Raw genomic sequence first — 15,895 nt, forward strand, 5'->3', positions numbered from 1 at the left:
CTCAGGGTTGGTCCGGCTCGTTGGTGCGCCGGCCATAGCGGTTGGGTCCAGGCTGCCCTGGAAACAGGCACAACACAAGGAAGGCGACGATCGAGACCACCGGCACGAACAGGATCAGCGCGGCAATGCCCGGCTTGTCGAGGTCGTGCAGCCGTTTGACCGCCAGCACGATGTTCGACCACAGCGAGGCTATGAAGGCGATGAAGAAGATGAACGACCACATGTTGCTCTCGGCCGAGCCTTCCGGCACCAGCGTGAAGCGGTAAAGCGGAAAGGCCTGTATGATGGCAACGAGCAACCCGCCAAGAAAATAGGCCGCGCGACTGACGCGGCCCGAGGTTTTGAAGAAAAGCCAGGTAAGATCTGATCTGTCAGGCAAGCGGGTCCGGTCCATATTGATTGGCACCCCTGGCGCCTTCGAGAATGCCGCATTCCACCAGAAACCAGATCGCGCCTATGAAAGGCACCAGCATGATCAGGCTCCACCAGCCCGACTTGCCGCGATCATGCCAGCGCTTGGCGTAGACCGCGAGTGCGAAATAGATCGAGGCCAGCGCGGCGAGGATGCCGATGATACCGATCTGGGCGCCGCTGGCGGTGGTGATGCGTGTCCCTAGGATCGCATCGAGAATGAAGGCAACGATACCAATGGCGAAAAAGACCCCGACTGCGGCCCAGAATTTGGCACGATTGATGCGACCGTCGAAACTCGTCAGCAGATATTTCCAGTCCATGTCCACCCCTCCGTGTTGAACCAGCGCGACGGATTGTCGCGCCGGCGGGAAGGTGCGCTCGCTTTGCGCAAAGATCAATCGCGCAGCAATTCGTTGATCGAGGTCTTGGACCGGGTCTTGGCGTCGACGCGCTTGACGATGACGGCGCAGTAGAGGCTTGGGCCCCAGTTTTCGCCTGGCACGTTCTTGCCCGGCATCGTACCGGCCACCACGACGGAATTCGGCGGCACTTCGCCGTAGAAGACTTCGCCGGTGGCGCGGTCGACGATCTTGGTCGACTGGCCGATGAAGACGCCCATGCCGAGCACCGAGCCTTCGCGCACGATGCAGCCTTCGACCACTTCCGAGCGCGCGCCGATGAAGCAATTGTCCTCGATGATGGTGGGGCCTGCCTGCATCGGCTCCAGCACGCCGCCGATGCCGACGCCGCCCGACAGATGCACATTCTTGCCGATCTGGGCGCAGGAGCCGACCGAGGCCCAGGTGTCGACCATGGTGCCGCTGTCGACATAGGCGCCGACATTGACGAAGGACGGCATCAGCACGGCGCCCGGCGCGACGTAGGCGGAGCGGCGCACGATCGACGACGGCACGGCGCGGAAGCCCGCCTTCTCGAAGTCGACGGCGCTCCAGCCGTCGAACTTCGACGGCACCTTGTCCCACCACACGGCTTGGCCCGGACCACCCTTGATGATCTCCATCGGGTTGAGCCGGAAGGACAACAGCACGGCCTTCTTCAGCCACTGGTTAACGTGCCATTTGCCGTCGGCCTGCCGCTCGGCGACGCGGGCGGTGCCGCGGTCGAGCAGGTCGAGCGCCGACTGGATGGCATCGCGGGTTTCGCCGCGCGTCGCCGTCGAAATCGCGTCGCGTTCCTCGAAGGCCTTCTCAATGGTCTTTTCGAGGCTCGCCAGATCGGGCTTCGACATGAATTCGCTCCATTACCAAGCTGTTAAGGGGCTGCGCCTTAACCTGTTTGAAAGTCGCGCGGACCCCTGGCAGGCTTTGCCTGCCTGGGTCTTTGCATGTAGCAGGTTCTTGTCGCAAAACCGCCGGACACTTTTGCGGAACCTGCTTATGTTAAGGCTCAATGAGGGTCAATCGCGGCTGCGTCATGGGACGGCGCAACTGAAGAATTCGGACGGGTAAGCAATTATGACTCCTATGGAAAAGGCGGGGTGGACGCCGCTGCCGCATTCGGACGAGGATCTGGAGCGGTCGAAGAGCGTGCCGGACACGCCGCAGACGCGTGCCGAGACCTACCGGCTCGCCTGGAACGATCCCGAGTTCATGACGCGGCGCGAATTGCGCGCGGTCAGGCTGCAGCTCGAACTCTTGAAACCGGAAATGATCCTGGCCGAACGCGGCATCCGTTCGACGGTGATCCTGTTCGGCGGCGCACGCCTGCCGGAACCCGGCGGCGAGGCCTGGGCGGCCAAGAACGAGACGCAGAAGAAGAACCTCGAGGAAAACAGCAAATATTACGAGGAGGCGCGCAAATTCGCCCGTCTCTGCTCGCAGCAGTCGGCGGCTTCCTATTACCGCGAATATGTCGTGGTGACCGGCGGCGGGCCCGGCGTGATGGAAGCCGGAAATCGCGGCGCCCACGACGTCGGCGCACCGTCGATCGGCCTCAACATCGTCTTGCCGCACGAGCAGGCGCCGAACGCCTATGTGACGCCGGAGCTGTGCTTCAACTTCCACTATTTCGCCATCCGCAAGATGCATTTCGTCATGCGCGCCAAGGCCGTGGCAGTGTTTCCCGGCGGCTTCGGCACGATGGACGAGTTCTTCGAGACGCTGACCCTGATCCAGACCGGACGCATGGAGCGCGTGCCGGTGATCCTGTTCGGCAAATCTTTCTGGAAACGGGCGATCGATCTCGATTTCCTCGCCGAACAAGGCACGATCAGCCCCGGCGACCAGGACATCATCGATTTCGTCGACACCGCCGACGAGGCCTGGGGGATCATCAGCCGCTTCTACAAACTGTGAGAGCAGGCGGGTCAAGGTTCGTCGACATTCAGGTCAGGCCGGCTCGGCATCACCTGAATATCGATGAACCTCAGGCGGTGACCTCGACGATGGCCGTCAGGAAGCCGGCGAGGTCGTCGGTGACGAAATCGACATCATCCTCATTGGCCGGGTCGCGCTCCCAGATCTCGGAAAAGGTCGGTTCGAAATTGCGCGGCACCACGAGCACCGTGGTCATGCCCAGCGACTTCGGCACCTCAAGGTTGCGGGCAAGGTCCTCGAACATTACGGCATTGTGGCCGGTGACGGCGTGGAGTTCGGCGAATTTCTCGTAGGTCTGGCGCGCCGGTTTGGGATTGAGCCCGGCGGCGACGATATCGAAGATGTCGTCGAAATGATCAAGAATGCCGAGCTGGCGCGCGGTGCGTTCGGCGTGCCTGCGGTCGCCGTTGGTGAAGATGAACTTGCGGCCCGGTAGCTGGCGGATGGCGGTGCCGAGAACGGGATCGGGCACCAGCCATGAATAATCGATGTCATGCACCTTTTCGAGGAAATCGTCGGGGTCGATGCCGTGGCGCGTCATCAGCCCGTTCAACGTCGTGCCGTATTCCAGATAGAGCTCCTTCTGCAGCTTGCGCGCTTCCTCGCGCGGCAGCGCCAGCAGTTCGCCGACATAGGCGGTCATCTTCACGTCGATCTGCGAGAACAGATTCGAATGATGCGGATAGAGCGTGTTGTCGAGGTCGAACACCCAGTCGGTGACATGGGCGAAGCGGGCGGGGTCAGGCAGCGTGGTCATGCGCTCCTTATGGCATGAAACGGACATTCCGGAAGAGACTTTATCCACAACTTATGCGCGCCGAGAGTCGCGGAAATAGCGTCACCATTCAAATTTTAGGCATCGGGGAAAGGTAGCCTTCAGGGCTTGCTGGCACAGAGACAGACCTGTGGGAGCCTGCGATGAATAGCATAATTTTGAGATCCGCCGCCGTTGCTTTTGCCTCTGTCGCGGCCTCTCTCCTGCTGACGCTGATCATCGTTCCGGCGATGGGATTTCCGGTCAACCGCACGATCTGGCTGACCTCCACGCTGTGTCCGCTGGTCCTCGCATGGGTCGCCAGTGCAAGCACTTTCTGGCAAAGCGACAGGCTGAAAAGCGCGCATCGCGACCTCGCCCGAGCCCATGCCCAGCTCGCCGCCGCGCATCGCCGCCTGGCGGAAAAAGCGAGCCGCGACGACATGACCGGCATGCTCAACCGGGAAAACTTCTTTGCCGCGCTCGACGGTTCCCGCCGCAAGTCCGATCGCGGCGCGCTGCTGATCATCGACGCCGACCACTTCAAGAGGATCAACGACAATTTTGGCCACCTGACCGGCGATGACGCATTGCTTTTGATCGCCAGCGCGATCGAGCGCGGCGTGCGCAGCGGCGATGTGCTCGGCCGCATCGGCGGCGAGGAGTTCGGCGCCATCCTGATCGGCGCCACAGAGCAGGAGGCCAAGCGCGTCGCCGAGCGCATTCGCCGCGAGGTCGAGCTGATCCGCTTCCGGCCCGTCGACGAGCGGACCGTTCCGCTCACGGTCAGCATCGGCGGAACCGTCTGCGGCGAGAATATCAGCGTATCGGACCTGATGCGCGCCGCCGACCGGCGCCTCTACCAGGCCAAGCACCGGGGCCGCAATCTGACGATCCTCGATACGGACATTTCCGAGGCGGCGTGATCAGCCGGCCGATCCACTAAAGCGCGTCGCGTCTGAATGGAATCAGACGACGCGCCTTAGGTCTTTGTTTTTATGCATGTCTTGTCTCAAAACCGGAGTCACATTGGGCGACATGCCATGGACCCGGCCCGTTAAGGAAATTCTAACCCTGTTCGCGCTCGGTTGCGCCGTTTACCCGGTTTTCGCTGCTTTGCGGTTAGCGTGGCACGATACTGGCTTCCGCAGCGATGCATGTGTCGTTTCGGGACCTGTCGTTCCGGGAACGCCCTGCGCAGTCGAAGCCCCATCCGAGAGACCAGTCATGAGTTTCTTCAAGAACATGTCCCGCCGCACGATCGTGCAGGCGCTGATCGCACTGCCGGCCCTGTCCTTGTTCCGCAAGCTGCCTGATGCCGATGCCTCGCATTCCGATCCAACACGGGCCGATCCAACAAGGGCCGATCCGAACGAGATCGTCGAGGTCAATGGCTGGATCCTGAAGCGGAGCGATCTGGCATGATCTTCGACAGCTATGAGGCGTTTCGCGCTGCGAATTTCACCGCCAAGGTCTGCATCCTCGGCTCCGGCCCGGCCGGCACCACCATTGCCCGCAAGCTTGGCGCTGCCGGCATTCCGGTCGTGGTGCTGGAGGCCGGATCGAGGGAGTTCAGCGACGAGTCGCAGGATTTCTACCGTGGCACCACGGTCGGCGATTTCTATTTCGATCTCGACATCACCCGGCTGCGGTTCATGGGCGGCAGTTCGAACCACTGGGCAGGCTGGTGCCGCGTGCTCGACAAACAGGATTTCGAGCCGAAGGCCTGGGCGCCGGATACGGGCTGGCCGATCCGCCGCACTGACATCGAACCCTATCTGCCGGAAGTGCACGATATCCTCGAACTTCCCGATTTCCGGCCAGACATTCCGATTTCCGACGACATTCGCTGGGTGCAACTGATCAAGAGCCCGGCGGTGCGCTTCGGCGAAAAATTCGCCGACGAACTCGACAAGAGCAGGAACATCGCGGTCGTGCTCAACACCTACGCCACTGAACTTGCCGGCGACGGCAAACGCGTGACGGGGGCCAGACTATGGTCCAACGGACAGGATGCCGGCGCCTTCAGCGCGGACTATTTCATTGTCTGCACCGGCGGACTGGAGAATTCGCGACTGCTTCTGTGGTCGAACCAGCGCTCGAACGGCGGCGTCGTGCCGAATGCAACAGCGCTTGGCCGCTACTGGATGGAGCATCCGACCTTCGAGGGCGGCAACGCCATCCTGGCCAATTACAACGAGTTCGAGGTCGATGCCGTCAACGAGGCCTTCTTCTCGCCGACGCTTGCCGCCATGGAGCGGCTGCAAATCATGAATTTCGGCATCAGGCTGATCGAGACGCCGTATCCGGGCGTCAAGAGCCTGATCGCCGACCTCGCCTGCACGGCGCCCGACATGGCCGAATGGATGTCCGCCAAGCTCAGCCAGAATCTGCGCTGCGCGGCCCAGCTCTATGTTGCCTGGGAACAGGCGCCGCTGGCCTCCAACCAGATCGAACTGTCGAAGACCGATGTCGACCATGCCGGCGTGCCGCGCATCGAGCTGCACTGGAAGAAATCTGAACTGGAACGCCGCACCCTTGTCGAAGGGCTTAGAATGTTCGGCACGACGCTGATCGAGAAGAATCTCGGCCGGGTGCGCATTGCCGACTGGATCGCCAATGGCGACGACTACCCGACCAACGACGAAACGGCGGGCCATCACCACATGGGTGGCACGCGCATGGGCACCGACGTCACCAGGAGCGTTGTCGACGCCAACTGCAAGGTGCATGGCATGGACAACCTCTATGTCGGCGGCTCCTCGGTGTTCTGCACGTCGGGCGAATGCAATCCGACGACGACCATCACCGCGCTCGCCTGCCGGCTGGGAGACCATCTGAGCAAGGTGGTCGCCGTCTGACGGTTCCACTGCAACGTCTCGGGTCGTTGAAGCATCCCGACAATACCGGCGCCAATGATGGCGCAGGTAGATGCGCGGCATGGCTCAGAAGCCGTAGACGGCTAGGCGCACCAACACCGCGGCAGCGGCCAGCGCCACGAGCAAAATACCGAGGCCGATGGGAGATCCCCATCCGTACCATTCCATTGCCAGCTTGGCATATTCGAACTCTTCCTCATGCGAGAGGGCGCACGCTGTTGAATCAAGCTCATTTTTCGCTCCATGATGGCGGCTGGCTCTTGCCTTGTGGGCACTGCAGCCGCATATTGCTATAATGGTCTAAATGTTAGACAGATTGATAGTTAGATGATCGAAATAAACTCGTCAAGTGTGAATCGCGCCGAAATGACGGCGGCCATCGGCCTTGCCATCATGCAATGGCAGGACGCGACGCAGGCCTATGACGAGGCGGTGGGGGTGAGGCTGGGATTGAACATGGCCGAACGCCATTGCATCGGGCTGCTCCATGGCGGCCCGCAATCGGCCGGCGCGATCGCCACTGTGACCGGGCTGACGCCGGCCGCTGTGACCGCGCTGATCGACCGGCTGGAGGCGCGGGGCCTGTTGACGCGCACGCGCAGTCTCGAGGACAGGCGCAAGGTGGTGATCGAGGCGACCGAGGCCACGCGGGACCTGTCGGCGCGCTACTACGGCGCCATCGCGCGGGAAGGCGAAAAGGTCATCGCGACCTTCAGCGACGCCGAGCTCGCCACAATATCGCGCTTCGTCAACGCTGCACTCGACCTGCAGCGCGCCCAGCTGGCGCTGCTGAAGGCCGAGGCCGGCTGAACGGTTAGACCGTCGCCGGATCGAGCGCCGGCTGGCCCTTGCGGCGCGCGACGATCGCCTCGAAATCGGCGGTCTGGAAAGCATCGCGCAAGGCGTCGAACGACGGCAGCACGAAATAGGCGCGCTGGAACTTGTCGATCTCGTAACCGGTGCGCATCACCGTTTCGAGGTCGAAGGGCACGTGGTGGGCGTCCTTGCCGTCAACGGCGAATTGCAATTCGGTGAACGACGACATCAGGCCGGCGCCAAAGGCCTTCAGCTGCTGGCCACCCTCCTGCATCAGGCCGTATTCGGCCGTGTACCAGTAGAGCCGGGTGATCATCTCGTCGCCGCCCAGTGCAATGATGTCGCCGGCCTTGCGGCCATACATCTGCATGAAGTCGGCAAACACCGGTTGCGACAGCACCGGCACGTGACCGAAGAAATCATGGAACATGTCCGGCTCGACGATGTAGTCGAGTTCCTGCCTGGTCCGCAGCCAGTTGGTGACCGGGAAGCGGCGGTTGGCGAGATGGTCGAAGAAAGGTGCGGCGGGAATGAGACCCGGCACGGCGACGATCTCCCAGCCGGTCAGCTTGCGCAGCTTGGCGCTGATGTCCTCGAAGTCGGGGATGCGGTCGAGCAGGCCGAGCTTCTCGACGCCGTCGAGATAGGAGTGATGGGCGAGCTTGCGCGTCAGTTTGGTCTGGCGGTCGCACAGCGTGCGCCACACCGCCTGCTCCTCGGTGCTGTAATCGTAACCCTGCGCCACGGTGAAATCGGCGCGGCAGACCGAATAGTCGCCGCGCAAGCCCTGCGCCGCGCAGTCTCGGGCATATTCGGCAACGCTCATCGTGGTCATGGGTTTTCTCCCTGCAAATCATGAATGGCTGACGTGCCGAAAGGCTAGCCGGATTTGCCGAGGCAAATTGATTTTGATGGTGGCTCGAACGCGATATTCGAGATAATATTAACTCGAGAAACACTTCTGTGGAGTGAGAATGCCTCAATTCGATGATTTCGAGATCAAGATGCTCGATGTCCTGCAGCGCGACGGGCGCAAGCCGGTGTCCGAGTTGGCGCAAGAGATCGGCCTGTCGACGACGCCGTGCGCGCGGCGTTTCGAGGCGCTGCAGGAGGCCGGCATCATCAAGGGCTTTGCCGCGGTGATCAGCCGCCGCGCGGTCGGCCTGATGGTCGAGGTGTTCATCCAGGTGCGCCTCGTCAGCCACAGTGACGGCTCGCCCGAAAGCTTCATTGCCGCCGTGCAGCGCATGGACGAGGTGTCGTCATGCTGGACGATGACCGGCGACCACGATTTCCTGCTGCATGTCATGGTGCCGTCGGTCGACGAGCTCAACGCTTTCGTGATGCACCGGCTGATGCGGCTCGACGGCGTGGGTGACGTCCACACCCAGCTGGTGCTGCAGAACATCAAGGGCCCCGGCCACGTGCCGCTCGGCCACCTCAGGCGGTGATGGTGCCTGCCTTGCGCTTCCCTGCGGAAAAGCTGCACGCAAACTGCTGAAACGGGCCAATCGGGCGTCCATATCACCGGCCAGCATGCGCGGACCAACTGCCCCGGAGGTCCGCCATGAAAGTCGTCCTGATCAATCCACCGCACACCGCCATCGGCAGCCGCGTGCCGGACGATCACCTGCCGCCGCTTGGCCTGTTGGCGCTCGGCGGCCCGCTGATCGATGCCGGCCATGAGGTGCGCCTCGTCGACGCCGAATTCGGGCCGATGCCGCTCGACCTGGTGGTGCGCAATGCGCTGGACGATGATCCCGATTTCGTCCTGATCGGCCATTCCGGATCGACCTCGGCGCACCCGACCGCCTTGCTGATCGCGCGCATGATCAAGCAGCGCGAGCCGGCCACCATCATCATCTATGGCGGCGTGTTCCCGACCTATCACTGGGGCGACATCCTGACTGATACGGACGTCTTTGACTTCATCGTGCGCGGCGAGGGCGAGGCGACTGTCGTGGCGCTGGTCGAGGCGCTGGAAATGCACCAGCCGCCGGCAAGCGTGGCCGGCATTGCCTTTCGCGACGATCTGCGCCGCCCCTTCGCCACGCAGCCGGCAATGACCATCGCCGACCTCGACGCCTACCGTGTCGGCTGGGAGATGATCGACCACGGCCGCTACAGCTATTGGGGCGGCAAGCGTGCCGTGGTCATGCAGTTTTCGCGCGGCTGCCCGCATCTGTGCAACTATTGCGGCCAGCGCGGCTTCTGGACCCGCTGGCGGCATCGCGATCCGGTGAAATTCGCCAGGGAGATCGCCTGGCTGCATCGCGAGCACGGCGTCGAGCTGATCAACCTTGCCGACGAGAACCCGACCGTTTCGAAGAAAGCCTGGCGCGCCTTTCTCGACGCCATGATCGCCGAGAACGTACCGGTGCTGATCGTCGGCTCGACCCGCGCCGACGACATCGTGCGTGATGCCGACATCCTGCATCTCTACCGCAAGGCGGGCGTCATCCGCTGGCTGCTCGGCATGGAAAACACCGATGAGCAGACGCTGCAATTGATCCGCAAGGGCGGCAGCACCTCATCCGACCGCGAGGCGATAAGGCTGCTGCGCCTCAACGGCATCCTGTCGATGGCGACCTGGGTGGCCGGCTTCGAGGATGAAGGGTTTCGCGACCTGTGGCGCGGCTTTCGCCAACTCATCGCCTACGACCCGGACCAGATCCAGGCGCTCTATGTGACGCCGCATCGCTGGACACCGTTCTTCAGGATCGCCCGTGACCGCAAGGTGATCCAGAAGGATGCCCGCCTGTGGGACTACAAGCACCAGGTGCTGCAGATGACGCGGCTGAAGCCGTGGATGCTGTTCTTCAGCGTCAAGCTGATCGAACTGGCGGTGCAGTCGCGGCCGAAGGCGCTGGCGCGCATCCTGTTCCACAAGGACCCCGAGCAGCGGCACTCGATGCGCTGGTACACGCAGATGGGCCGCCGCGTCTGGTTCCGCGAGGTCTGGGGTTTTCTGGCCCGCGACGGCCGGGTGAAAGACGGCCCGACGCTTGCCGAATTCTGGGGCGCGCCGCAGGACGCCGAGGAGGAATCGATGACCGTTCGACATCAGGCGCGCAAGCTGACTTTGCCCGGGATCACGATTTCGCCGAATGCCTGACCGCTCGAAAGAGCTTGGACCGCGGCCCAATGTCATCTCTTGAAATAATATACGTCGCGTATGCGTATTGACATACGCAGCGTATGTGCCCACATCCGACATACGGGGCGTATGTCAATAGCCGCCCCGAACAGTGGAGCGCAGCGATCCAAAACCACCCTGAAGCCTTGCGAACGGCTCGCCCTCCCGGCGAAGCCAATTCGCGATCGTCGGGAGGCCTGGCCTGCCTTGTCTAGATGGAGTGAAACTATGACCAAACGCGACGCGATCTTCCCTGCCGGCCGGCAGGCTCTCTACGAGATCAACCGTTACTCGGCGGCGATCCGCTCGGGCGACTTTCTGTTTGTCTCGGGCCAGGTCGGCAGCCGCGAGGACGGGTCGGCCGAGCCGGTCTTCGAAAAGCAGGTCCAGCTTGCCTTCGACAATCTCGCGGCGGTGCTGAAGGCCGCCGGCTGCACATTCGACGACATCGTCGACGTGACCACTTTCCACACCGATCCGGCCACGCAATGGCCGGCGATTGACGCCGTTCGCCTGAAGGCGTTCGGCGAACCGCCCTACCCGAACTGGACCGCGGTGGGCGTGAACTGGCTGGCGGGCTTCGATTTTGAAATCAAGGTTATCGCGCGCCTTCCGCAGCCCGCCTGATAGATTGGCAGCAAGCTGCCAAGGGTGTCGCTCAGGGCACGATCAGCGTGCCGGCGCCGTGTTCGGTGAAGAGTTCGAGCAGCACCGAATGCGGCGTCTTGCCGTTGAGGATGACGACGCCTTCGACGCCGCGCTCGATCGCCTCGATGCAGGTCTCGACCTTGGGGATCATGCCGCCGGAGACCGTGCCGTCCCTGATCAGCGCCTTGGCCTCGGCCACGGTCAGTTCGTCGATCAGCTTCTTGTTCTTGTCGAGCACGCCTGGCACGTCGGTCAGGAACAGCAGGCGCGTTGCCTGGCAAGCGCCGGCAATGGCGCCGGCGAAGGTGTCGGCGTTGATGTTGTAGGTGTGGCCGTCGCGGCCGGGCGCCACCGGCGCCAGCACCGGGATCATTTCGGAGCGCGCCAGAAGGTCGAGCAAGGTACGGTCGACCTCGACCGGCTCGCCGACGAAGCCGAGATCGAGCACGCGCTCGATGTTGGAGTCCGGATCGATCATGGTCTTGCGCGCCTTTTCGGCGAAGACCATGTTGCCGTCCTTGCCGCACAGGCCGATCGCCCATTCGCCCTCGGCGTTGATCAGCGCCACTATCTCCTTGTTGATCGAGCCGGCCAGCACCATCTCGACGATTTCGACCGTCTTCTGGTCGGTGACGCGCAAGCCGCCCTCGAACTTGGATTCGATGCCCATCTTGGCCAGCATGGCGCCGATCTGCGGGCCACCGCCGTGGACGACGATCGGATTGACGCCCGATTGCTTCAACAGCGCGATGTCGCGGGCGAAGGCCTTGCCGAGCTCGATATTGCCCATGGCGTGGCCGCCATATTTCACCACGACGGTCTTGTGCTCATAGCGCTGCATGTAGGGCAACGCCCGCGAAAGCAGGGCGGCCTGCATTTCGGCGGTGGCGGTTATCTCCGTCATCGGCTTAGTTCCTGGCTCTTGGTTTATACATGTCGTTGTCCCAAAAACCGCTGGACACTTTTGGGCGACATGCACTGGGTTTATGCATGTCGTTGTCCCAAAAACCGTCGGACGCTTTTGGGCGACATGCACTTGGAAAGGACGGCGGCGTCTTAGCGGGAATTGGCGCCAGCCGCAAATGGCTTTGCTGTCATATTCGAGCGCCTCACGACGTCGTCATCATGACGGCACCCTCAGCGGCGCCCTGCGGCACAGCCAGCCCGAGATCTTCTCCATCTGCGCGGCAAGCGACAGCAGCGTCTCCTCGTCGCCAGGACGGCCGGCCGCCTGGATGCCGAGCGGCAGGCCGGCATCGGTGACATGCACCGGCAGCGCGATCGACGGCTGGCCGCTGACATTCTGGATCGCCGGCCAATGGGTGAACCAGAGGCTCTTGTCCATCATCTGGCCGAACAATGGCTTCAACTTCAGCAAGGCGCTGAGATGAAGCTTGTCGAGCAGGTTTTCGATGAGTTCGTCGGCGCCTTTCGGGTCCATGCCGCCGCAGGCGAGTGGCGGGTGAGCGATGATCGGCATCAGCACGGCATCATATTGCGCGGTCTCCGCGATCAGCTGCCGTGAGGCGGCATGCAGCCGCTGCAGGCCGGCATAGGTCTCGCCGGCCGACACCAGTTCACCGAAGCGGGCGACCACGCGCGTCGCCCGCTCGATGTCGCCCAAAACGGAACGGCCGACACGCAGTGCTTCGGCCCGCATCGTGCCGGCGACGGCAGAGGCCACGCTGCTGGCAAAATCGGCGAAGAAATCGCGGCCAATAAAGGGCAGGTCGATGTCCTCGACCGTATGGCCGCCCTCGCGGGCGAGCGCCACCGCAGTGTCGAGCGCAACAAGCGTCTCGGCCGAGACCGGCAGGCCAAGCGGCGACTTGCGGTACACGGCCAGCCTGAGCTTGCCGGGATCGCGCGCGGCAGCAGCGGTGAAGCTGCCTTTCGGCGGCAGCGCGGCATAGGGCGACAAAAGGTCGGGCCCGTGGGTGAGGTCGAGCAGCAGCGCGCAATCGCGCACCGAGCGGGTGAGCGCGTGGTCGACGACCATGCCGTACCAGCTCTCGCTCACCAATGGCGTCAGCGGTATGCGGCCGCGCGAGGTCTTGAGGCCGACAAGCCCGGTGCAGGCGGCAGGCACCCGGATCGATCCGCCGCCATCCGAGGCATGCGCCACCGGCACCACACCGGCAGCGACCAGCGCTGCAGCACCGCCGGACGAGCCGCCGCTGGTATGGCTGGTGTTCCAGGGATTGCGGGTGATGCCGAAGGCCTTGGATTCTGTCATCAGGCGCAGCCCGTGTTCGGGCGACGTCGAGGTCACGATCGGAATGAGCCCGGCGGCGAGATAGCGGTCGGTCAGCACCGAATTGACATCGGCCAGCCATGCCGGAATGCGGCTGCCGCCATGCGTCGGCACGCCCTTGATGGCGATGCCGAGATCCTTGATGGCGAAGGGAACGCCGGCCAGCGGCAGCGAGCGGTCGACGGTCTTCGCGCGGGTCCGGGCGGCGTCATAGAGCGGCTCCGCGCTGGCGTTGATGTCGGGACGGGTGGCCTCGGCACGGGCGATCGCCGCTTCGGTCAGTTCGACCGGTGAGATCTCGCCCTTGCGGACCAGATCGGCAAGGCCGGTTGCGTCTTGCGCCCACAGTGTCTGTTCAACTGACATGCGCGTTCCCCCCACCATTGGGAAGACAAGCTAGCCAGTGGCGATTTCATTGGCAATCGACGGACAGATCCGGGCTGGCAATGTGGTAAGTCTGGCGTGCACAAGGCCATTTCCGTCGTTGCAAATACATGGCAATCCCCTAATTTGCCTGCATGGCGCCGCAGGACATCACCAAGCTGATCGTCCGGACTTCGATGAAGGATCGGGCTGCGTTCGATCTGCTCTACCGGCAGACCAGCGCGAAACTTTTCGGTGTCTGCCTTCGTGTATTGAACGACCGGGGAGATGCAGAAGAAGCCCTGCAGGAAGTCTTCGTCAAGATATGGACGAAGGCGGACCGTTTTGCCGTCTCAGACTTAAGCCCGATCTCCTGGCTGGTGGCGATCGCGCGCAACCACGCGATCGATCGCGTCAGAGCGCGCCGCAAGCCCGCCCTCGATATCGATGCCGCGCTCGATGTGGCCGATCCGGCGCCGGGGCCTGAAGCGATGGTGGTGGCGGGCGGAGAATCCGAACGCATCCATCATTGTCTCGATGAGCTGGAAAAGGACCGGGCGGCGGCCGTCCGGGGCGCCTATCTCAAGGGCGAGAGCTATGCCGAACTGGCGGAGCGCCATGGCGTGCCGTTGAACACGATGCGTACCTGGCTGCGCCGCAGCCTGTTGAAACTCAGAGAATGTCTGGAAAGATGACGCTGGCAGAGGACACCGGACCGGAACGTGGAGGCGACGACTTGCTCGCCGCCGAATACGTTCTCGGCGTGCTGCCGGCGGAGGAGCGGCAGATTGCGTCCAGGCGCATCGACGCGGAGACCGAGTTCGCCCGTCTTGTCGACGGCTGGGAGGTCTCTCTCTCGCCGCTGGCCGCCGCCTACCCGGAAATCGAGCCGCCGGCTTCGGTCAAGGCTGCCGTCGATCGCCGCCTGTTCACGTCCACCGCAGCCGTGACCACGCCCGCTGAATCGCGCGGCGGGCTGTGGTCCAGCCTGGCCTTCTGGCGTGGCCTCGCAGCAGTGGCGGTCGCCGCGCTGGCGATCTACATAGCCGTACCCACCCTCAACCCGCCGGTCGAGCAGCCGCAGGCGCGCCTTGTCGCCTCGCTGGCCGCCGATGGCAGTGATGTCAAATATCTCGCCGTCTACGATGTCGCGCATCACGAGGTCGGCCTGTCGCATGTCTCCGGTGAGCGCGCCGCCGGCAAGGACTTCGAGCTGTGGATGATCGAGGGCAAGAACCCGCCGGTCTCGATGGGCGTCATCCCGGCCGGCGCGACGGCGCATATTGTGGTCTCGCCGGCTGCCCAGCAGAAGCTCGCCCAGGGCGCGGTGCTCGCCGTCAGCCTCGAGCCGGCGGGCGGTTCGCCGACCGGACAGCCGACCGGACCGGTGGTCGCGGCGGGCGATCTGAAGAGCATCTGACCGGGTTCCCTGCCGACAATAGAAGACTTTCAGTCTATCTTCCGCAGCTGATGTCTAATCGCGCCATTGAGCCGGCAAAACGCTTCGCGCGAAAATCTCCCGGCGACGTAAATAAAATTAAAAAAATCCCGATGTTTCTGAAACTCCCGCTTTTGTGTCCCGTATCTCCTCGCGTCCCCAAAGATGGGAAGAGAAAACCCGAGGAGTTTGACATCATGCGTAGATACGCCACCCTTTTGCTTGCCAGCACGATCGCCGTTTCCGCTCTTGCCACCGCGGCCTATGCCGAAAACCCGATGGTTGGCGGCGCCGCCATGTATGCCAGCAAGAACATCGTCGAGAATGCCGTGAACTCGAAGGACCACACCACGCTGGTTGCCGCCGTCAAGGCGGCCGGCCTGGTCGAGACCCTGCAGGGCGCCGGTCCCTTCACGGTGTTCGCGCCGACCAACGACGCCTTTGCCGCGCTGCCCGCCGGCACGGTCGAAACGCTGCTCAAGCCCGAGAACAAGGACAAGCTCACCAAGATCCTGACCTGTCATGTCATCGGCGCCAAGGCGATGGGGGCGGACGTCGCCGCGATGGCCAAGGCTGATGGCGGCGCCCACAAGGTCAAGACGGTTGGCGGTTGCGAACTGTCGCTCAAGGCAGACGGCGGCAAGGTCACCGTCACCGACGAGAACGGCAACGTCGCCAATGTGACGATCGCCGATGTCGAGCAGTCCAATGGCGTCATCCACGTCATCGACAAGGTTCTGCTCCCTAAAATGTAAAAGATCCCATGAGGCGACGGGCGGCGGAACTCAGGTAAGGTTTCGGGGTCCGACATCCTAACCCTGGAGACGTCTCATGAATCTCTCATCCATTGCTCTGCC

18 protein-coding genes are annotated in these 15,895 nt (G+C 63.0%); 11 read left to right on the forward strand and 7 right to left on the reverse strand.

Translation table 11 applies throughout. The features are described 5' to 3' along the window. Position 1: 1 nt before the first annotated feature. The 3 genes from ACFFNA_RS00660 to dapD all read right to left on the reverse strand — a co-directional run bounded on the left by ACFFNA_RS00660 (position 2) and on the right by dapD (position 1,663). Positions 2-379, reverse strand: a complete 378-nt coding sequence (locus ACFFNA_RS00660; protein ID WP_167458514.1) for a DUF805 domain-containing protein — start codon at positions 377-379, stop codon at positions 2-4. Further along, positions 372-734, reverse strand: coding sequence for a DUF805 domain-containing protein (locus ACFFNA_RS00665; RefSeq protein WP_111545453.1), 363 nt, complete (start codon positions 732-734; stop codon positions 372-374). The genes ACFFNA_RS00660 and ACFFNA_RS00665 overlap by 8 nt, the downstream gene beginning before the upstream one ends. Positions 735-808: 74 nt before the next feature. Beyond that, entirely contained in the window at positions 809-1,663 is an 855-nt protein-coding gene (gene dapD, locus ACFFNA_RS00670) for a 2,3,4,5-tetrahydropyridine-2,6-dicarboxylate N-succinyltransferase (protein ID WP_111545212.1), read from the reverse strand. A 226-nt stretch (positions 1,664-1,889) separates the two neighbouring features. Between dapD and ACFFNA_RS00675 the strand changes: the two genes are divergently transcribed. Further along, positions 1,890-2,729, forward strand: coding sequence for an LOG family protein (locus tag ACFFNA_RS00675; RefSeq protein ID WP_378914812.1), 840 nt, complete (start codon positions 1,890-1,892; stop codon positions 2,727-2,729). Positions 2,730-2,799: 70 nt separating this feature from the next. Here the strand turns inward: ACFFNA_RS00675 and ACFFNA_RS00680 are convergent, their stop codons facing one another. After that, on the reverse strand, positions 2,800-3,507 hold the full coding sequence (locus ACFFNA_RS00680; protein ID WP_111545214.1) for a pyrimidine 5'-nucleotidase: 708 nt from the start codon (positions 3,505-3,507) through the stop codon (positions 2,800-2,802). A 161-nt stretch (positions 3,508-3,668) separates the two neighbouring features. Between ACFFNA_RS00680 and ACFFNA_RS00685 the strand changes: the two genes are divergently transcribed. The 4 genes from ACFFNA_RS00685 (at position 3,669) to ACFFNA_RS00700 (ending at position 7,193) form a co-directional block, all read left to right on the forward strand. Then, positions 3,669-4,430, forward strand: a complete 762-nt coding sequence (locus ACFFNA_RS00685; protein WP_378914814.1) for a GGDEF domain-containing protein — start codon at positions 3,669-3,671, stop codon at positions 4,428-4,430. A 301-nt stretch (positions 4,431-4,731) separates the two neighbouring features. After that, positions 4,732-4,929 carry a hypothetical protein gene (locus ACFFNA_RS00690; RefSeq protein ID WP_378914816.1) on the forward strand — a complete coding sequence of 66 codons (198 nt, stop codon included), beginning with the start codon at positions 4,732-4,734 and terminating at the stop codon, positions 4,927-4,929. Continuing rightward, positions 4,926-6,365, forward strand: a complete 1,440-nt coding sequence (locus ACFFNA_RS00695) for a GMC oxidoreductase (protein WP_378914818.1) — start codon at positions 4,926-4,928, stop codon at positions 6,363-6,365. The genes ACFFNA_RS00690 and ACFFNA_RS00695 overlap by 4 nt, the downstream gene beginning before the upstream one ends. A 345-nt stretch (positions 6,366-6,710) precedes the next feature. After that, complete coding sequence (locus tag ACFFNA_RS00700) at positions 6,711-7,193, forward strand: MarR family winged helix-turn-helix transcriptional regulator (RefSeq protein ID WP_378914819.1); 483 nt, start codon at positions 6,711-6,713, stop codon at positions 7,191-7,193. 4 nt (positions 7,194-7,197) lie between these two features. On the opposite strand, the gene phhA is transcribed toward ACFFNA_RS00700, so the two are convergent. After that, positions 7,198-8,034 carry a phenylalanine 4-monooxygenase gene (gene phhA, locus ACFFNA_RS00705; protein WP_378914821.1) on the reverse strand — a complete coding sequence of 279 codons (837 nt, stop codon included), beginning with the start codon at positions 8,032-8,034 and terminating at the stop codon, positions 7,198-7,200. A gap of 139 nt (positions 8,035-8,173) precedes the next feature. Here phhA and ACFFNA_RS00710 point away from each other — a divergent pair, with 139 nt between their 5' ends. From ACFFNA_RS00710 to ACFFNA_RS00720, 3 genes are all read left to right on the forward strand, one after another. Continuing rightward, positions 8,174-8,650, forward strand: coding sequence for an Lrp/AsnC family transcriptional regulator (locus ACFFNA_RS00710; protein ID WP_378914823.1), 477 nt, complete (start codon positions 8,174-8,176; stop codon positions 8,648-8,650). Between the two features lie 116 nt (positions 8,651-8,766). After that, entirely contained in the window at positions 8,767-10,314 is a 1,548-nt protein-coding gene (gene bchE, locus ACFFNA_RS00715; RefSeq protein WP_378914825.1) for a magnesium-protoporphyrin IX monomethyl ester anaerobic oxidative cyclase, read from the forward strand. Positions 10,315-10,563: 249 nt separating this feature from the next. Continuing rightward, the gene (locus ACFFNA_RS00720; RefSeq protein WP_111545222.1) at positions 10,564-10,962 is read left to right on the forward strand and encodes a RidA family protein; all 399 of its coding nucleotides are present in this window, start codon (positions 10,564-10,566) and stop codon (positions 10,960-10,962) included. 31 nt (positions 10,963-10,993) lie between these two features. On the opposite strand, the gene argB is transcribed toward ACFFNA_RS00720, so the two are convergent. Beyond that, positions 10,994-11,887, reverse strand: coding sequence for an acetylglutamate kinase (argB, locus tag ACFFNA_RS00725; RefSeq protein ID WP_378914827.1), 894 nt, complete (start codon positions 11,885-11,887; stop codon positions 10,994-10,996). 219 nt (positions 11,888-12,106) lie between these two features. Beyond that, on the reverse strand, positions 12,107-13,603 hold the full coding sequence (locus ACFFNA_RS00730; RefSeq protein WP_378914829.1) for an amidase: 1,497 nt from the start codon (positions 13,601-13,603) through the stop codon (positions 12,107-12,109). Positions 13,604-13,755: 152 nt separating this feature from the next. Between ACFFNA_RS00730 and ACFFNA_RS00735 the strand changes: the two genes are divergently transcribed. From ACFFNA_RS00735 to ACFFNA_RS00745, 3 genes are all read left to right on the forward strand, one after another. Further along, entirely contained in the window at positions 13,756-14,295 is a 540-nt protein-coding gene (locus ACFFNA_RS00735) for a sigma-70 family RNA polymerase sigma factor (protein WP_378914831.1), read from the forward strand. After that, positions 14,292-15,020: an anti-sigma factor gene (locus ACFFNA_RS00740; RefSeq protein WP_111545226.1), complete on the forward strand. Its 729-nt coding sequence runs from the start codon at positions 14,292-14,294 to the stop codon at positions 15,018-15,020. Before ACFFNA_RS00735 ends, ACFFNA_RS00740 begins: the two co-directional genes overlap by 4 nt. A 215-nt stretch (positions 15,021-15,235) precedes the next feature. Continuing rightward, positions 15,236-15,793, forward strand: a complete 558-nt coding sequence (locus ACFFNA_RS00745) for a fasciclin domain-containing protein (RefSeq protein ID WP_111545227.1) — start codon at positions 15,236-15,238, stop codon at positions 15,791-15,793. Positions 15,794-15,895 lie beyond the last annotated feature (102 nt).

It is taken from the genome of Mesorhizobium kowhaii, assembly GCF_042431665.1.
GTDB lineage: Bacteria > Pseudomonadota > Alphaproteobacteria > Rhizobiales > Rhizobiaceae > Mesorhizobium > Mesorhizobium kowhaii.

Coding starts and splice junctions, on each gene's coding strand:
- argB (WP_378914827.1), bottom strand. CDS start 11,887: ATGACGGAGATAACCGCCACCGCCGAAATGCAGGCCGCCCTGCTTTCG.
- dapD (WP_111545212.1), bottom strand. CDS start 1,663: ATGTCGAAGCCCGATCTGGCGAGCCTCGAAAAGACCATTGAGAAGGCC.
- ACFFNA_RS00700 (WP_378914819.1), top strand. CDS start 6,711: ATGATCGAAATAAACTCGTCAAGTGTGAATCGCGCCGAAATGACGGCG.
- ACFFNA_RS00735 (WP_378914831.1), top strand. CDS start 13,756: ATGGCGCCGCAGGACATCACCAAGCTGATCGTCCGGACTTCGATGAAG.
- ACFFNA_RS00690 (WP_378914816.1), top strand. CDS start 4,732: ATGAGTTTCTTCAAGAACATGTCCCGCCGCACGATCGTGCAGGCGCTG.
- ACFFNA_RS00730 (WP_378914829.1), bottom strand. CDS start 13,603: ATGTCAGTTGAACAGACACTGTGGGCGCAAGACGCAACCGGCCTTGCC.
- ACFFNA_RS00740 (WP_111545226.1), top strand. CDS start 14,292: ATGACGCTGGCAGAGGACACCGGACCGGAACGTGGAGGCGACGACTTG.
- bchE (WP_378914825.1), top strand. CDS start 8,767: ATGAAAGTCGTCCTGATCAATCCACCGCACACCGCCATCGGCAGCCGC.
- ACFFNA_RS00745 (WP_111545227.1), top strand. CDS start 15,236: ATGCGTAGATACGCCACCCTTTTGCTTGCCAGCACGATCGCCGTTTCC.
- ACFFNA_RS00665 (WP_111545453.1), bottom strand. CDS start 734: ATGGACTGGAAATATCTGCTGACGAGTTTCGACGGTCGCATCAATCGT.
- ACFFNA_RS00680 (WP_111545214.1), bottom strand. CDS start 3,507: ATGACCACGCTGCCTGACCCCGCCCGCTTCGCCCATGTCACCGACTGG.
- ACFFNA_RS00720 (WP_111545222.1), top strand. CDS start 10,564: ATGACCAAACGCGACGCGATCTTCCCTGCCGGCCGGCAGGCTCTCTAC.
- ACFFNA_RS00710 (WP_378914823.1), top strand. CDS start 8,174: ATGCCTCAATTCGATGATTTCGAGATCAAGATGCTCGATGTCCTGCAG.
- phhA (WP_378914821.1), bottom strand. CDS start 8,034: ATGACCACGATGAGCGTTGCCGAATATGCCCGAGACTGCGCGGCGCAG.
- ACFFNA_RS00675 (WP_378914812.1), top strand. CDS start 1,890: ATGACTCCTATGGAAAAGGCGGGGTGGACGCCGCTGCCGCATTCGGAC.
- ACFFNA_RS00695 (WP_378914818.1), top strand. CDS start 4,926: ATGATCTTCGACAGCTATGAGGCGTTTCGCGCTGCGAATTTCACCGCC.
- ACFFNA_RS00685 (WP_378914814.1), top strand. CDS start 3,669: ATGAATAGCATAATTTTGAGATCCGCCGCCGTTGCTTTTGCCTCTGTC.